The sequence below is a fragment of the Rhizobium sp. NRK18 genome, assembly GCF_024385575.1.
GTDB lineage: Bacteria > Pseudomonadota > Alphaproteobacteria > Rhizobiales > Rhizobiaceae > JANFMV01.
On record NZ_JANFMV010000001.1, the window covers coordinates 1,104,194 to 1,119,855 of the forward strand.

Annotated in this window: 14 protein-coding genes; 7 read left to right on the forward strand and 7 right to left on the reverse strand. The window is 62.8% G+C overall.

What is annotated here, in order from left to right:
• Nucleotides 1–67 precede the first annotated feature (67 nt).
• Both NN662_RS05050 and NN662_RS05055 read right to left on the reverse strand, forming a co-directional pair.
• Nucleotides 68–1,303 carry an ABC transporter substrate-binding protein gene (locus NN662_RS05050; protein WP_261929214.1) on the reverse strand — a complete coding sequence of 412 codons (1,236 nt, stop codon included), beginning with the start codon at nucleotides 1,301–1,303 and terminating at the stop codon, nucleotides 68–70.
• A gap of 62 nt (nucleotides 1,304–1,365) precedes the next feature.
• Complete coding sequence (locus NN662_RS05055; RefSeq protein ID WP_261929215.1) at nucleotides 1,366–2,385, reverse strand: LacI family DNA-binding transcriptional regulator; 1,020 nt, start codon at nucleotides 2,383–2,385, stop codon at nucleotides 1,366–1,368.
• A gap of 360 nt (nucleotides 2,386–2,745) precedes the next feature.
• On the opposite strand from NN662_RS05055, the gene NN662_RS05060 reads away from it, so the two are divergent.
• Nucleotides 2,746–4,740 (forward strand): methyl-accepting chemotaxis protein, encoded by a 1,995-nt coding sequence (locus NN662_RS05060; protein ID WP_261929216.1) that lies wholly within the window; start codon nucleotides 2,746–2,748, stop codon nucleotides 4,738–4,740.
• A gap of 146 nt (nucleotides 4,741–4,886) precedes the next feature.
• On the opposite strand, the gene NN662_RS05065 is transcribed toward NN662_RS05060, so the two are convergent.
• On the reverse strand, nucleotides 4,887–5,711 hold the full coding sequence (locus NN662_RS05065) for an alpha/beta hydrolase (RefSeq protein ID WP_261929217.1): 825 nt from the start codon (nucleotides 5,709–5,711) through the stop codon (nucleotides 4,887–4,889).
• 259 nt (nucleotides 5,712–5,970) lie between these two features.
• On the opposite strand from NN662_RS05065, the gene NN662_RS05070 reads away from it, so the two are divergent.
• The 6 genes from NN662_RS05070 to NN662_RS05095 all read left to right on the forward strand — a co-directional run bounded on the left by NN662_RS05070 (nucleotide 5,971) and on the right by NN662_RS05095 (nucleotide 12,189).
• Nucleotides 5,971–7,596 carry an AMP-binding protein gene (locus tag NN662_RS05070; protein ID WP_261929218.1) on the forward strand — a complete coding sequence of 542 codons (1,626 nt, stop codon included), beginning with the start codon at nucleotides 5,971–5,973 and terminating at the stop codon, nucleotides 7,594–7,596.
• A 117-nt stretch (nucleotides 7,597–7,713) separates the two neighbouring features.
• Entirely contained in the window at nucleotides 7,714–8,850 is a 1,137-nt protein-coding gene (locus NN662_RS05075) for an ABC transporter substrate-binding protein (protein ID WP_261929219.1), read from the forward strand.
• A 9-nt stretch (nucleotides 8,851–8,859) separates the two neighbouring features.
• Nucleotides 8,860–9,774 (forward strand): branched-chain amino acid ABC transporter permease, encoded by a 915-nt coding sequence (locus tag NN662_RS05080; RefSeq protein WP_261929220.1) that lies wholly within the window; start codon nucleotides 8,860–8,862, stop codon nucleotides 9,772–9,774.
• An 18-nt stretch (nucleotides 9,775–9,792) separates the two neighbouring features.
• Entirely contained in the window at nucleotides 9,793–10,764 is a 972-nt protein-coding gene (locus NN662_RS05085) for a branched-chain amino acid ABC transporter permease (RefSeq protein WP_410010961.1), read from the forward strand.
• Entirely contained in the window at nucleotides 10,757–11,506 is a 750-nt protein-coding gene (locus NN662_RS05090; protein WP_261929222.1) for an ABC transporter ATP-binding protein, read from the forward strand. The genes NN662_RS05085 and NN662_RS05090 overlap by 8 nt, the downstream gene beginning before the upstream one ends.
• On the forward strand, nucleotides 11,503–12,189 hold the full coding sequence (locus tag NN662_RS05095) for an ABC transporter ATP-binding protein (RefSeq protein ID WP_261931864.1): 687 nt from the start codon (nucleotides 11,503–11,505) through the stop codon (nucleotides 12,187–12,189). The genes NN662_RS05090 and NN662_RS05095 overlap by 4 nt, the downstream gene beginning before the upstream one ends.
• A 2-nt stretch (nucleotides 12,190–12,191) precedes the next feature.
• Here NN662_RS05095 and NN662_RS05100 read toward each other — a convergent pair whose 3' ends face one another.
• From NN662_RS05100 to NN662_RS05115, 4 genes are all read right to left on the reverse strand, one after another.
• Entirely contained in the window at nucleotides 12,192–12,692 is a 501-nt protein-coding gene (locus tag NN662_RS05100; protein ID WP_261929223.1) for a MarR family winged helix-turn-helix transcriptional regulator, read from the reverse strand.
• 153 nt (nucleotides 12,693–12,845) lie between these two features.
• Nucleotides 12,846–14,843, reverse strand: coding sequence for a 3-hydroxyacyl-CoA dehydrogenase NAD-binding domain-containing protein (locus NN662_RS05105; protein WP_261929224.1), 1,998 nt, complete (start codon nucleotides 14,841–14,843; stop codon nucleotides 12,846–12,848).
• Nucleotides 14,844–14,853: 10 nt separating this feature from the next.
• Nucleotides 14,854–15,249, reverse strand: a complete 396-nt coding sequence (locus NN662_RS05110; protein WP_261929225.1) for a RidA family protein — start codon at nucleotides 15,247–15,249, stop codon at nucleotides 14,854–14,856.
• Nucleotides 15,242–15,655, reverse strand: a complete 414-nt coding sequence (locus NN662_RS05115; RefSeq protein ID WP_261929226.1) for an acyl-CoA thioesterase — start codon at nucleotides 15,653–15,655, stop codon at nucleotides 15,242–15,244. The genes NN662_RS05110 and NN662_RS05115 overlap by 8 nt, the downstream gene beginning before the upstream one ends.
• Nucleotides 15,656–15,662 lie beyond the last annotated feature (7 nt).

Below are 15,662 nucleotides of genomic sequence, written 5' to 3' on the forward strand. Positions count from 1 at the left end.
GGAAGCGTTTCGCGGGTCTTCCGGCCGGTTCTGAAGCCGCCACTGTGGCGGCCGTCCGGGAGGCTTTTTACTGGGCGTCGTCGATGATCTGCTGCATCTGCGCCTGCGCATCCGAGAATGCCTGGTCGACATTGTCCCCGAAGATTGCCGCATGCGTGAAGCTGGCCCAGGGACCGTTGGCGCTGTTGATCAGGTCGTTGAACTGCAGGGTGTAGGGCGTCTTGGCGACCTTGATCGCTTCGACACCGACCTTCAGACGAGGATCAAGCCCTTCGAGAACCTGATCGGCAAGGTCCCCGCGCGTCGGCAGGCTGCCGTATTTGGCCATGATCTTCTGGCCGTCCAGCGAATAGACATAGTCGAGGAACGCCTTGACGTTTTCGAGCTTGCTCGTCCCCTTGGTGACGACGAAGTTGTCGCCGCCGGCAAAGGACGACGTCTTGCCGTCGACCGAGGGGATTAGCGTCACGCCGAAGTCGAGCTCGGGGTGCTGGGTGATCATGGTGCCGATGGCGAAGGCGCCGAGCGTCTGCTGGCCGATATTGCCGTTGACGAGGCTGAGGAAGTTCGAACCGTTGTCGGTCGACGCTCCTGCCGGCACCGTGCCCTTCTTCACGAGGTTGCGATAGATATCGACGGCCTTGCGCATCTGCGGGGTGTCAAGCGTGGCGGTCTTGCCGTCTTCGGACAGGATGTCGGCACCGGCACCCCAGACGAGCGGCGTGAAGGTGAAGATCATGCAGCCGCCGCAGCCGCCGCCGGAAAAATAGAACCCGTATGTGTCATTGCCCAGCGCCGTGATCTTCTCGGCATTGGCGGTGATTTCGTCCCAGGTGGTCGGTGCCTTGTCCGGATCGAGACCCGCCTTGCGGTAGAGGTCCTTGTTCCAGGCGAAGATCGAGGTTTCAACCGACAGTGGCAGGCCGTAGATATGGTCCTCGTAGGTCCCGAGCTTCACATGCGACGGCGAGAGCGAATTGAAATAGGGCAGGGACTTTGCCCAGTCGGTCAGGTCCTCCAGCTGTCCGGCGGCAGCAAATGCCGGGGTGTAGATCAGGTCCAGCGACAGTGCGTCGGGTGCCTGACCGCCGGCGATAGCGATCGCATATTTCTGCACCAGTTCGCTGAACGGCACTTCCGTCAGCTCGATCTTGTCCTCGTGGCTGCCGTTATAGGCTTTCACGGTTTCCTTGAAGGCATCGCCGATGCCGCTTCTCACCCACATCTGCACCGTTTCGGCCGATGCGCTGCCGGCAAAAAGCAATGTCACGAGCGCTGTGGATGCCATAATCCGACTGAGCATTTCCATTCCTCCCTTTGATAAGGCCACGTGGCATGCGGCCCTTTTTGATGACGTTTGTCTTCTCAGGATGCGCCTGCTCCTCCGCAGGACCGGCGAACAACCAGCCGGCATGGTAGCTTTCTCACACCGAGTTCGACCGGCTCGCCTTCTCCCAGGGCGAGCACCGTCAGCCCTGCCTGACGGCCGAGCTCTTTCAGGTTCATGTCGATGGTGGTCAGGGGCGGGCGGGTATGCTCCGCCATGATTTCCCAGTTGTCGAAGCCTACGACAGAGACGTCCTCCGGCACCTTGATGCCGCGCTCGCGCAAGCCGTCGATGACACCGCGGGCAATCTGGTCGTTGCCGCAGAAGATGCCGTGCGGCTTCTCTCCGTCCCGGCTCCAAAGTTCGGCGACGGCCCGATGGCCCCAGTCCTCCGACCATTGTCCGTAGAGGATTTCCGCGCCGTCGCCGGCGTGGGCGCGAAAGGCCGCGGCACGCTCGTTGACGGCGGCGAAATCCTCCGGTCCGGTGATGTGCGCCAGTCGTTTGCGGCCGATCTGCCGCAGCCAGTCGGTCGCCAGTTCGGCCCCCTGCGCGTCGTCTGCGGTGAAAGTCACGCTGTCCGGCGTGCCGCTTGTAAACGCATAGACCACCGGGACCGGAAGCCCCGAAAGGTCGACCGGCAGTGAGCGGTCCAGACGCTTGCCGGTGGCGATGATGCCGTCCACCTGCTTGTCCAGCATGGCATCGACATGGATCTTGCCGAGCGCCGGATCATCCTCGATCGCGCAGAGAAAAACGGACACGCCCTGATCGACCAGCGCTTCGGAAATCCCGGCCATCACGGGCAGGGTAAAACGGCCATAAGTGTCGTTGGTCAGCAGGCCGATGGTCAGGGAACGGCTGGACAGGAGACCGCGGGCGAGCGCGTTGGGACGAAAGCTCAGATCGGCGGCAACCTTCTTGATCCGCCGACGGGTCTCTTCGGCCATCCGGCCGGTGTCATTCAGCGCCTTGGACACCGTCGACACGCTGACGCCGGCCGTTCTGGCCACGTCATGAATTGTCGCGCGACGCAATGTCTTGTCCGAACTCGTCAATCTGGCCTCCCTCCAAATTTGAGGAGAGAAAACCTTTTCTCATTGGACGTGTCAATGTAAGAAAACGTTTTCTCAAAATAATTCGTCGGATGAGCGGGAGGCTTGGCTGGTAACGGTTCAACGCAACTTTAGCTGGGGAAGCCTTGTGAGGAGAGGCTTGGCGCGCGACCGCATATCGGCGGGGCAGGTCAATTTCGAATGAAAATTAGCGCCGGTTAATTAAAACTTTAACTAGTATCCATACGAATACAACTCGGTGCGCAACCATTGAGCGCACCACTTCTGATCTCTTTTTGGGCGAATGAATTGCTCGCTTCGAGGCGTATGAAACGCCGTCCGTCAAGCGAAGGATTTTTTTAAATGAAACTGGACTTTTCCCGCATCAGTACGAAACTGGCGATCATATCGGCGCTCGGCATAGGTTTCATGCTCGTGACCGCATTGACGACCTGGCTAGTCGGCACGTCCGTCGACCAGGCCGTCTCGCTCAGCCGGATCCAGCAGGACATTTCCCGAAATATGGTATCGATGAAGGCTTCGATGCGGGGCATGCAGATCGGCGTGCGCGATTTCCGCCTGGCAGCGACGCCGGCCGAGAAGGCGGAAGCCGCCCAATATATCGAAACGCGCTATGAATCTGCGATCGGCTTTATTGACGCCGCGGTCGCCGACATGACCGTTCAGGAGAATGTCGACAGAGTTCAGAAGATCAAGACCTTGCTGGACAACTATGATCAGGAGGCCAAGAACCTCGCCAGCAAGCTGGCATCCGGCGACGGCGCCAAAGACAGCGAAACCGTAAAAAGCCTGAGTGCAACGGCCGAGGAAATGTCCACTCTCGTCGATCAGGCGGTCGATGCTGCGAACAAACGTGCAAGCGACGCCACCGACTACCGTCGCGAGATGCAATCCCTGTCGTCGATCGTGACCAATGTCATGACGGGCGTCATGGTGTTGTTGCTGATCGGTTCAGGGATTTTCGGCAAGCGGGCGATCGCCAATCCGATCCGCGAGATCACGGAAAGCATGAACTCGCTAGCAGCCGGCGATCTTGACAAGGACATTCCGTTCACCGGCCGAGCCGGCGAAATCGGCGAGATGGCCAACGCTGTCGAAGTCTTCCGGGAAAACGGTATCAAGGTGCGTGAAATGAACGCCCAGGAAGCAGCACTCCAGGCGCAGAATGCCGACCTTCAATCCAGCATAGCCTCGGTGGTGTCCAGTGCGGTCGCCGGAGACTTCAGTGCCCGGATTACCAAGAGGTACGAAAATCCTGATCTCGCCGGGTTTGCGGCGAGCGTCAACGAACTGGTCGGCTCGGTTGAAAACGGTGTTGACGAGACGGTTCGCGTGGTCGCCTCGCTGGCTGCAGGCGACCTCACCCAGTCGATGAATGGCCAGTTCCACGGTGCATTCAAGAACCTGCAGGACAACGTCAATACAACAATGACTAGCCTGCGGACGATCATGGGCGAGATCCGTTCGGCGATCGACATGATCAATGGCGGTGCCGGAGAGCTGCGCGGTGCATCCGATGACCTGTCCAAGCGAACGGAGCAGCAGGCGGCCTCTCTTGAGGAAACGGCTGCCGCGCTCGAGCAAATCACGTCTGCGGTGAAAAACTCCTCGGAACGCTCGCTCGAGGCTTCAGGCATGGTGCAGGAGGCACGTCGGAACACGGAGGAATCGAACAAGGTCGTGGAGTCCGCCGTCGAAGCCATGGGGCGGATCGAAAAAGCGTCCAGCGAGATCGGCCAGATCATCAATGTCATCGACGAAATCGCGTTCCAGACCAACCTTCTGGCCTTGAATGCCGGCGTGGAAGCGGCGCGCGCCGGCGAAGCCGGCAAGGGCTTTGCTGTCGTCGCGCAGGAAGTGCGGGAACTCGCCCAGCGCTCGGCGACCGCCGCGAAGGACATCAAGACGTTGATCAATCGCTCCGGTGATGAAGTCCGTTCGGGTGTGGATCTTGTCAGCCGGACCGGCGAAGCGCTGCGGCAGATCGAAGGCCGGGTCATCAAGATCAACGAGCATGTCAACTCGATTGCGACTGCGGCGCGTGAACAGTCGACCGGCTTGTCCGAGGTCAACGTCGCCGTCAACCAGATGGACCAGACGACGCAGCAGAACGCCGCGATGGTGGAAGAATCCACTGCCGCGACCAACCGACTTGCCGAAGAAGCGAAAAACCTCAGCGTCTTGGTTGCCCGCTTCAAGACGACGGAAAGCGTCAGCGGTCCTCGTCACGTCGCGCCTGCCGCACAGCCGGTGGCGTCGCCCGCGCGTGGTCTAGGACGCAAGCTTGCCAACGCCTACGGTTCGGCTGCTGCCGCCGCGGATTGGCAGGATTTCTGACCCTCAGCCCCGCAACATCCAAAATCACCGAGCCTCCGCAAATGCCTTTGCGGCGGCCTTCTCGTCTCTGAGCCGGACATGTGAGCGCGGGCGCTGCTTCACTATGTCGCGCGCAGCGCAATCTGACCTCATTTTCCGTTCGACTGTCAGCCCAGCAGCGCCAGCGTCAGCGGATGCTGCGGATCGAGAAGTCCGTCGAGGATGTTGAAGTGATGGCGGTCGGGCTCCTCAACGCAGTCGGTCGTGGCGCCGAGGCCTTTCCAGATGTTGGCGAGAAGTGCGTTCTGCCTGAGAAATTCCGAGCGCTCGCCGGCGCCTGCCCAGCAGGTGATGCGGGTATTATCGGCCGGGTGGAGCAGGGCCGGACTTTCGACGACCGCTTCGTCGGCATCGAGCCGGATCCCGTCGTTGAGGCTGGTCGGCAGCAGCGAGCGCAGGTCATGCAGGCCGGACAGCGACACGACATGGGCGATGCGGGCTGCGACAGGTTTGGAGAGCGGCGAGGTCGAGGAGACCATGCGGGAGACCAAGTGGCCGCCGGCGGAGTGGCCGATGAGCCGGATCGGTCCATCGATCATGCCCGCAGCCGTATCGATTGCCTTGCCGATTTCCCCCGTGATGCCGCTCACCCGGTTTTCCGGGCAAAGCGTATAAGAGGGCATCGCCACCGCATAGCCATGCGCCAAGGGACCGGCGGCCAGGTGCGACCAGTAGCTCTTGTCGAGGCGAACCCAGAAGCCGCCGTGCACGAAGACAACGAGACCCTTCGGTGCCGTTTCCGGCAGGAACAGGTCGAAGCGGTTGCGCTCACCGTCGGCGTAGGGGAGGTCCAGTTTTGCGCGACCTGTTGCCGTCAATGCCTCGCGCATGGCCTTTGCCGGCTCGACCCACAGTCCGGGCCAGCGGTCGCCTCCGGGAATGTTCGCGCCATTGGCATAGGCATCGGACCAGTCGGTAATTCGGTGCAGCATCTTTCCTCGCAGCGTTTCTTGTCGGGCCGTCGCCCGTTCGGGCAGGGTTATCACATGATCCGGAATGTCCGGATGAAAGGGGCCGAAGTCAATGGAAACAAGGCTATCGCAAAAAATATTATAAACTTGAAATTTCTTCCTTGCGAGGAGGCGCAGACAGTGCAATGCTTGAATTGAGGGCGAATTGCGCCGCCACGGATCGTCAAAGGGCAGGGAACAGGCCCGTCGGTTCGCGCTGACTAAAACTGGGAAAGACAACATGCTTGGACCTTCGGCTCACGCGGACACGTTCGCGCGGGATAATCTTCCATTGCCTGCAGACTGGCCCGAGATCGACCTGTCTGGTTTCGACTATCCGGAATGGATGAATGCCGGCGTCGAGCTCAGCGACCGCATGGTCGAACGCGGTTTTGGCGATCGCGTCGCCCTGATCGGCAATGGCCGTCGCCGCACCTACAAGGAACTGACCGACTGGACCAACCGGCTCGCCAATGCGCTGGTTGAGGATTTCGGTCTGAAGCCCGGCAATCGCGTGCTGATCCGCTCGGCCAACAATCCAGCCATGGTCGCCTGCTGGCTGGCGGCCACGAAGGCGGGCGCGGTGGTCGTCAACACGATGCCGATGCTGAGGGCCAAGGAGCTCGCCAAGATCGTCGACAAGGCCGAGATTTCGCTGGCACTCTGCGACAGCCGCCTGATGGACGAGATGGTCGCCTGCGCCAAGGAAAGCGCCTTCCTCAAGCAGGTCGTCGGCTTCGACGGGACCGCCAATCACGACGCGGAACTCGACCGCGCGGCGCTCGACAAGCCGGTGCAGTTCGATGCTGTGAAGACCGGCCGCGACGACGTCGCCCTGCTCGGCTTCACCTCCGGGTCGACCGGCATCCCCAAGGCGACCATGCATTTCCATCGCGACCTGCTGATCATCGCCGACGCCTATGCGAAGGAAGTGCTGGACGTGCAGCCGGAGGACGTCTTTGTCGGCTCGCCGCCGCTCGCCTTCACTTTCGGCCTTGGGGGACTGGCAATCTTTCCGCTACGTTTCGGCGCCAGCGCAGCACTTCTCGAAAATGCCACGCCGCCGAACCTCATCGAGATCATCAAGAAGTACAAGGCGACGATCTGCTTTACCGCGGCCACCGCCTACCGCGCCATGCTCGGCGCCATGGAGCAGGGGGCGGATCTGTCGTCGCTGCGGGTCGCCGTTTCCGCCGGCGAGACGTTGCCGGCGCCCGTCTACGAAGAATGGGTGAAAAAGACCGGCAAGCCGATCCTCGACGGCATCGGTTCGACGGAAATGCTGCACATCTTCATCTCCAACCGCCTCGATGACCACAAGCCGGCGTCGACCGGCAAGCCGCTTGCCGGTTATCAGGCGATCGTCGTCGACGACGAGATGAAGGAGGTGCCGCGTGGCACGGTTGGAAAGCTTGCGGTGCGCGGCCCGGTCGGGTGCCGCTACCTGGCCGACGAGCGGCAGGCCGACTACGTCCGCGACGGCTGGAACCTGACGGGCGACAGCTTCATCGAGGACGAGGACGGCTATTTCCACTTTGCCGCCCGGTCCGACGACATGATCGTTTCTGCCGGCTACAACATCGCCGGTCCGGAAGTGGAGGCCGCCCTTCTCTCCCACGAATATGTCCGTGAATGCGCCGTCATCGGCAAGGCGGATGACGTCCGCGGGCATATCGTCGAGGCGCATGTGGTGCTCGAAGCCCATGCCGTGCCGGGCGAAGCGCTCGTCAAGCTGCTGCAGGATCATGTGAAGGCGCAGATCGCGCCCTACAAGTATCCGCGCTCGATCGTCTTCATCAAGGAACTGCCCAAGACAGAGTCCGGCAAGATCCAGCGCTTCCGTCTGAAGACCGAGACTGTCAACTAAACCGTTCAATGGCTTGACGAATGTCGTTTCGCCGTTGGACATTGCCTTCGCCAAGTCGGGGGGAGGGCGAAGTGGTTCCATGTACCCGGCGTTCGAGATAACCAGAAAGAGGGAACAATGAAGACAATCATTTCCGCCGCAGTCCTGGCCTTGAGCCTCGGCGTCGCCGGCACTGCAGCCGCCGAGCCCGTCAAGATCGGCATGATCACCACGCTGTCCGGCGGTGGCGCCGGTCTCGGCGTCGACACCCGCGACGGTTTCATGCTTGCGATCAAGCGGGCCAACAATCCGGACGTCTCCGTCGTCGTGGAAGACGATGCGCAGAAGCCGGAAATCGCCGTGCAGCTCGCCGACAAGCTGATCCAGCAGGAAAACGTCGACATCCTGACCGGCATCGTCTGGTCGAACCTGCTGATGGCCGTCGAGCCGGGCGTCGTCGCCCAGGGCAAGTTCTACATTTCCACCAATGCCGCGCCGGCTCCGCTTGCCGGCAAGGGCTGCAACCCGCTCTACTTCAACGTCGCCTACCAGAACGACAATCTTCATGAAGCCATGGGGCAGTATGCCAACCAGGACTACAAGAACATGTTCATTCTGGCGCCCAACTATCCGGCGGGAAAGGATTCGCTGACGGGCTTCAAGCGCTATTACAAGGGCAAGCTGGCGGGTGAGATCTACACGCAGCTCGGCCAGACCGATTACGCCGCCGAGATCGCCCAGATTCGTGCCTCGGGCGCCGATGGCGTCTTCATGTTCCTGCCGGGCGGCATGGGCATCGCCTTCATGAAGCAGTATGCCCAGTCCGGCGTCGACATTCCGGTCATGGGCCCGGGCTTCTCCTTCAGCCAGGACGTGCTCGGCGCGATCGGCGACGCGGCGATCGGCACGAAGAATTCCGGCCAGTGGTCCCACGACCTCGACAACGACGCCAACAAGACCTTCGTCGAGGCGTTCAAGACCGAGTACAACCGCCTGCCGTCGATCTACGCCATGCAGGGCTATGACGCTGCGCAGATCATCCTTTCGGCAGCCGCCAAGGCCGACGTGAAGGATACCGACGCGTTCCGGGCCGAACTGCTGAAGGCTGACTTCGCTTCTCCGCGCGGCAAGTTCAAGTTCAATACCAACCAGCACCCGATCCAGGACATCTACGTCCGTGAAGTGGTCAAGGAAGGTGACGTGATCACCAACAAGATCGTCGGCACCGCCTTCACCGATCACGGCGACGCCTACGCGCAAGACTGCAAGATGTAAGGACGGATCGTGACCGTGGCATTGGCGATCGAGCAATTGCTCAACGGCCTTCAGTTCGGCGTCATGCTGTTTCTGATGGCTGCGGGACTGACCCTCATCTTCGGCGTCATGGGCCTCATCAATCTGGCTCATGGCTCCCTCTACATGGTCGGTGCCTTCGCCTGTGCCGCGGTGGCAGCCGCGACCGGTTCCTTCTGGCTCGGCCTCGCGGCCAGCCTCGTTGCCGCGGCGGCAGCGGGAGCCCTCGTCGAAATCCTGGTCGTGCGCAGGCTCTATGCGCGCGACCACCTCGATCAGGTTCTGGCGACTTTCGCCCTCATCCTGATCTTTTCGGAAGGCACGCGCTGGATCTTCGGCTCGTTTCCGCTTTACCTCAACATTCCGCCGATCCTGCAGGGTGCCGTCGCCCTTCCGGGAGACGTGCATTATCCTGTCTACCGTCTGGCGGTCATCCTTGTCGGTGGGCTGGTGGCGCTTGGCCTTGCCATGCTGATCGGCCGCACCCGGCTCGGCATCCAGATCCGCGCCGGAGAAAACGACCGCGAGATGATCGGCGCGCTCGGTATCGATATCCAGACGCTCTACACCGTCGTCTTCGCCCTCGGCGCGGCTCTCGCCGGTCTGGCCGGCGCCATGGTCGGTGCGTTGCAGTCGGTGCAGGTCGGCATGGGCGAGCCGGTGCTGATCCTCGCCTTCGTCGTCATCGTCATCGGCGGCATCGGGTCCATCAAGGGGGCGTTCATCGGCGCGCTGCTAGTCGGTGTAGTCGATACGCTGGGACGCTTCCTGCTGCCGCAGGCGCTGCTGCTCGTCCTGTCGCCTTCGGCCGCCGGTTCGGTCGGCGGGGCGATCTCATCGATGCTGATCTACATCATGATGGCCTTCATTCTTGCCTTCAGGCCACGCGGCCTGTTTGCGGCATAGACGGGAACAGGCGACATGATCACACGCGAAACCCTCGTCAACGCCGCCATTGCGCTCGGGCTCCTGGGTGCTGCCTTCGCCGCACAGGCGAGCGGGCAAATCTTCTACATCACATTGGCGACGCGCATCGCGATCCTTGGCCTTGCCGCCGTCGGCCTCAATCTCGCGCTCGGCCTTGGCGGCATGGTCTCCTTCGGCCACGCCATGTTCTTCGGCATCGGCGGGTATGCAGCCGGCATTCTGGCGAGCCATTCCTTTTCCGGAGAGCCGATGCTGTTCGGCATACCCGGCACCACCCTCATGCCGGTCATCTGGATCGTCGCGGCCGTGATGGCCGGCGTGATGGGGCTTGCCGTCGGCGCGATCAGCCTGCGCACCAGCGGCGTCTACTTCATCATGATCACGCTCGCCTTCGCCCAGATGGTCTATTATTTCGCGGTCTCCTGGCCGGCCTATGGCGGCGAGGACGGGCTGTCGATCCTGGTGCGCAACGGCTTTCCTGGCGTCAACACGATGAAGCCTATGAGCTTCTTCCTGATCACCTATGTCCTTCTGATGTTGGGGCTGCTGGTCTTCTTCGTGCTCCGCCGCTCGCGTTTCGGCAGCGCGCTCGAAGTCTCCCGGCAGAACGAAGTCCGGGCGTCGGCGGTCGGCATCTCGCCGTTTCCGGTCAAGCTCGTCGCCTTCGTCATCTCCGCCATGCTGACGGCGATCGCCGGTGCGCTGTTTGCCGATCTCAACCGTTTCGTCAGCCCGTCCATGCTCGCCTGGCAAATGTCGGGCGAACTCATCGTGCTGATCATCCTCGGCGGCACCGGCCGGCTGTTCGGCCCGGTCGCCGGCGCGGCGCTCTACGTGCTGATCGAATACTACCTCGGCGAGGTCACCGAGCGCTGGCAGTTCTTCCTCGGTCTCATCCTGCTCGCCACCGTTCTCTTTGCCAGAGGCGGCGCGATCGGCCTCCTGGCAGGAAGGGCGCGTCATGGCTGAGCCCGTTCTCGAGATCCGCAACCTTGTGAAGACCTTCGGCGCGCTGCAGGCGACCGGCGACGTCAGCCTCGATCTCCGCCGCGGCGAGATCCACGCGCTGATCGGCCCGAATGGCGCGGGAAAATCCACGCTGATCCACCAGATCTGCGGCACGCTGCAGCCCGACCGTGGGACGATCCGGCTCGAGGGCGAGGACATCACCCGGCTCGGACCGGCGGCACGTGCCCGCAAGGGGCTGGGCCGCACCTTCCAGATTTCCTCGATCGCGCCCGAATTCTCGGCGCTCAGGAATGTCATGCTGGCGGTTCAGGCGCGGCAGGGTTCGAGTTTCCGGTTTTTCCGGCCGGTAATGGGCGATGCATCGCTGACCGAGCCAGCGATGGCCATTCTCGAACGGGTCGGGCTGGCGGAACGGGCAAGGCTGCCGGCCTCCGAACTCTCGCATGGCGAGCGCCGTCAGCTGGAAATCGGAATCGCGCTCGCGCTTGGCTCAAAGGCCTTCCTGCTCGACGAGCCGATGGCTGGCATGGGACCGGAAGGCTCCAAGGCGCTCACCGGCTTTCTCGACAAGCTGCGCGAGGAGACGCCGATCCTCTTGGTGGAGCATGACATGGACGCCGTCTTCGCGCTCGCCGACCGCATTTCGGTGCTGGTCTACGGCAAGATCGTCGCCACCGGCAGCGTCGACGAGATCCGCCGCGACCCGACCGTGCGCGCCGCCTATCTCGGAGAACACGCCTGATGCTGCTCGAGGTCAAGAACATCGAAACCTTCTACGGCGCGAGCCAGGCGCTGTTCGGCGTCAGCCTTGGTATCGGCGAAGGCGAGGTGATGGCGCTGATGGGTCGTAACGGCATGGGCAAGAGCACCACCATCCGCTCGATCTGCAACCTGTCGCCGCCCCGACGTGGAGAGATTTCCTTTGCCGGAAAGTCGACGAGCCGTCAGCCGGCCTTTCGCGTCGCCCGCCGCGGCATCGGCCTCGTGCCGGAAGGCCGGCGCTGTTTCAGCACGCTCACGGTGCACGAAAACCTCGTGGCCGCCGCAAGGCCGGGACGCTGGACGCTGGAGCGGGTCAACGAGCTCTTTCCGAGGCTCGCCGAGCGCCGCCATCAGCTGTCGCGGACGCTCTCGGGCGGCGAACAGCAGATGCTCGCCATCGGCCGGGCGCTGATGACCAATCCGACGCTGCTCATTCTCGACGAGGCGACGGAAGGTCTGGCGCCGGTGATCCGCGACGACATCTGGCGGGCGATCAAGGCATTGAAGGCCGACGGGCTGTCGATCCTGCTGGTCGACAAGACGCTGTCCGAGCTTCTGCCGGTCGCCGACCGCTGCGTGATCCTTGAAAACGGCCGCTCCGTCTGGACGGGCCGACCCGGCGAGATCGACGGCACGATCAAGGATCGCTATCTCGGTATCTGAGCCTATTCGTCTTCTGGACCGGAGAGGTGGGTGCGCGCGGACTGGCGGAGCAGGTCCGTATGCGACAGCATGCGATTGATCGTGCCCGGATCGACATCCGCCATCATGTCGCGGATCCAGCCTTCATGCGCCTCTGCCATTTCGGCAAAGGAGGTGCGGCCCATTTCCGTCAGGCGCGCAACGGTGACACGGCGGTCGCCGCCGGGCGTCTCGCGGATCACCAGCCCATCCGCTTCAAGCCGTTCGACCAGCCCGGTGATGTTGCCGTTGGTGACCATGGTGCGCTTGGAAAGCTCGCCGAGACGCAGGCCCGCCGGCTCGCGGTAGAGCTGCGCGAGAAGGTCGAATTGCGGCAGCGTGGCGCCGAATTCGCTGCGCAGCCGCCGACGTATCTCCTGAGAAATCAGCTTCGTCGTGGCCAGCAGCTTCAGCCAGAGCCTCAGCTCGTCCTTGCCTTCATGCGTGTCCTCGACGACGACTTCCAGATCGACTGCTTTGCTCAAGGCTGAAACGTTCCCGTGGGTATGAATGAGTTATTGCCGAATGCGCAAAGCGCTGCCCGGCAAACTATTTGAACTCTAAAGCAGCTCCGGGAATTGTCATAGCCTTCCGGCACGAAATCGCGGTGGAAAGATCGGCTTTGGCGGGCGGTGCGATTATGCATTCCGGATGCCGGCGGCAAACATCGGCCCGCCATGGCGGGCCGGAAAACCATAGCCGTGGACCATCACCACGTCGATGTCGTCCGGGCCGGCGGCAATGCCTTCTTCGATCAGTGCCTGGCCTTCGCGGACCATGGCATCGAGCAGTCTTTCGACGATTTCGGCGTCCGGAATGTGGCGCGCGGAAAAGCCCTTTTCGACGCGATAGTCGGCGATCATCCGGTCGATGTCGGGATCGACCAGACGCTTACCGTCCTCGTATCGATACCAGCCGCGTCCAGCCTTGCGACCGAAACGTCCGGCTTCGCACAGTCTGTCGGACAGTTCGCAATAGGGGAGCGATGGGTCGCGGCTTGCCGCCTGCCGTGTGCGCCTTGCCCAGGCGATCTCGAGGCCCGCCATGTCGAAGACGGCGAAGGGTCCCATGGCGAAGCCGAAATCCTCTGCCGCCCGGTCGATATCCTGCGGCAGCGCGCCTTCTTCGAGCAGTCGCTCGGTTTCCGTGCGGTAGGCGGAGAAGATGCGGTTGCCGATGAAGCCCTCGCAGACGCCGGTGACGACTGGGATCTTCTTCAGTTTCCGCGCGAAGGCGAGAAGTGTGGCCATCGTGCGCGGCGCCGCCCTGGCGCAACGGACCACCTCCACGAGCCGCATGATGTTGGCGGGCGAGAAGAAGTGCAGGCCCGCGACACGCTCCGGATGCGCGGTCGCCGCTGCGATCCGGTCCGGATCGAGATAGCTGGTATTGGTGGCGAGAACGGCATCCGGGCGAACGATACCGTCGAGGGTGCGGAAGAGCTGCGTCTTGACGTCGAGATCGTCGAACACCGCCTCGATGACGAGGTCGGCGTTCGCCAGCGCCGTGGCGTCGGCGGTTGCCGTCAGGCGGGAAAGCTGGTCGTCGGCGGCGTTCCGGCTCAGGCGTCCGGAAGTGACAGACTGCTCGATCATGCCGCGAACGCGCTGCAGGCCCGCGTTCGCGGCTTCTTCGGTCTGGTCAAGTGCAACAACTGTGAAGCCCGCAGCAAGCGTTGCGACCGCGATGCCGCAGCCCATCAGGCCGGTGCCGGCGATACCGATCACCGACAATGGATAGGGTTCGACGCCGGAAAGGTCGGCCGGCTTGCCGACGGCACGCTCGGCAAAGAAGATATGTCGCAGCGCTGCCGACTCCGTGCCGTCGCGCAGGTGGATAAATGTCTCGCGCTCGGCCGCAAGCCCGTCTTCGAGGTTGGTCTTCGCCGCCAGCCGCACAAGCCGGATCGCTTCACCGGGAGCGGTCTGACCGCGAGACCTCTTGATGAAGCGGGTCGCCATCGCGTCGAAAACCGCCTCGTCCCATTTAGCGACGGTCAGGGCGCCCGTCCGGCGCGGAGTCTTGCCCGACAGTTCGCCGGCGAGCGCGACGGCTTCACCAATCAGGTCGTTGGTGGCGATCCTGTCGATCAGCCCCGTTTCAAGCGCCCTTGCTTCCTTGACCGGCTTGCCGCCGGCAATCATGTCGAGAGCGGCTTCCATGCCGACGAGACGGGGCAGGCGCTGGGTGCCGCCGGCGCCGGGAACGAGGCCGAGATTGACCTCAGGAAGCCCCATGGACGCGGAAGAGGCGGCGATACGCGCATGGCAGGCAAGGACCAGTTCCAGCCCCCCGCCGAGTGCTGCCCCGTTGACGGCTGCCACGACCGGCTTGTCGCTCGCCTCGATCGCCGCGACGACGGCGGGAAGCGTCGGCTCGACGGGCGGTTTGCCGAATTCACGGATATCCGCCCCACCCACGAAAGTCTTGCCGGCTCCGGTTATGACGACCGCTGTCACGCCATCATTGCTTCCTGCATGGCTGATGGCGGCGACCAGCCCGTTGCGCACCTCTGCTCCCGTGGCGTTGACCGGGGGGTTGTCGATCGTCACGACAAGCGTCGTCCCTTCGCGCTGGCCATGGATCGTTCGGGAAAAGGAAAGCGTTTCTGTTGCTTGCGGCTCACCGGTCATCATCAGTCCCCCGTCAATCCGGAATGACGGCGGTGGCCTGGATCTCGATCTTCGCGCGATCCTCCACGAGGGCGACCACCTGCACGGCGGCCATGGCCGGGAAGTGCCGGCCCATGACGGAGCGATAGGCTTCGCCCAGCCCCTTGGGATCGGCCAGATATTCGGCCTTGTCTACGAAGTACCAGGTCATGGTGGTGATGTGGTGCGGCTCTCCGCCGGCAGCGGCGACCACGTCGACGACATTCTGCAGGGTCTGCCTCACCTGGCCGACGAAGTCGTCGGTTTCGAACTGGCACTGACCGTTCCAGCCGATCTGGCCGCCGACGAAGATCTGGCGGCCGCGGGCCTCCATGCCGTTCGAATAGCCGAGGGGCTTTGCCCATCCTTCGGGTTGGAGGATCTTATGCATCTTGTGTCTCCAGATAGGGCATGAAGGCGCTGCGTATGTCGTCGGGCCACGGGCAGGCGCGGTGGGTGTCGTGCGAGGTGGCGACGATGCGATGGTCCGCGCGCCACAGAAGGGCGCCATTGGCCGAAACCTCGTGCTCGAGGTCCATCGAGGACGTGCCGATCCGCTTCAGCCTCACCGCGAAGTCGAGCCGGTCGCCATGAAAGCCGGGTTTCGAGAAAGTGAGGTCGAGTTTCACCGTCGGCACGCCGATCCGCCGTTCCTGAATGAGCGTCGGCCATGGGACGCCGGCCGTGGCGAAGAATTCTTCCAGCACGCCGACGAGGTGATCGAGATAGGACGGGAAGTAGGCGATGCCGGAAGGATCGCAATCGCCGAATTTGAGATAGCGCGTCGTCTGGAACATGGGCTTC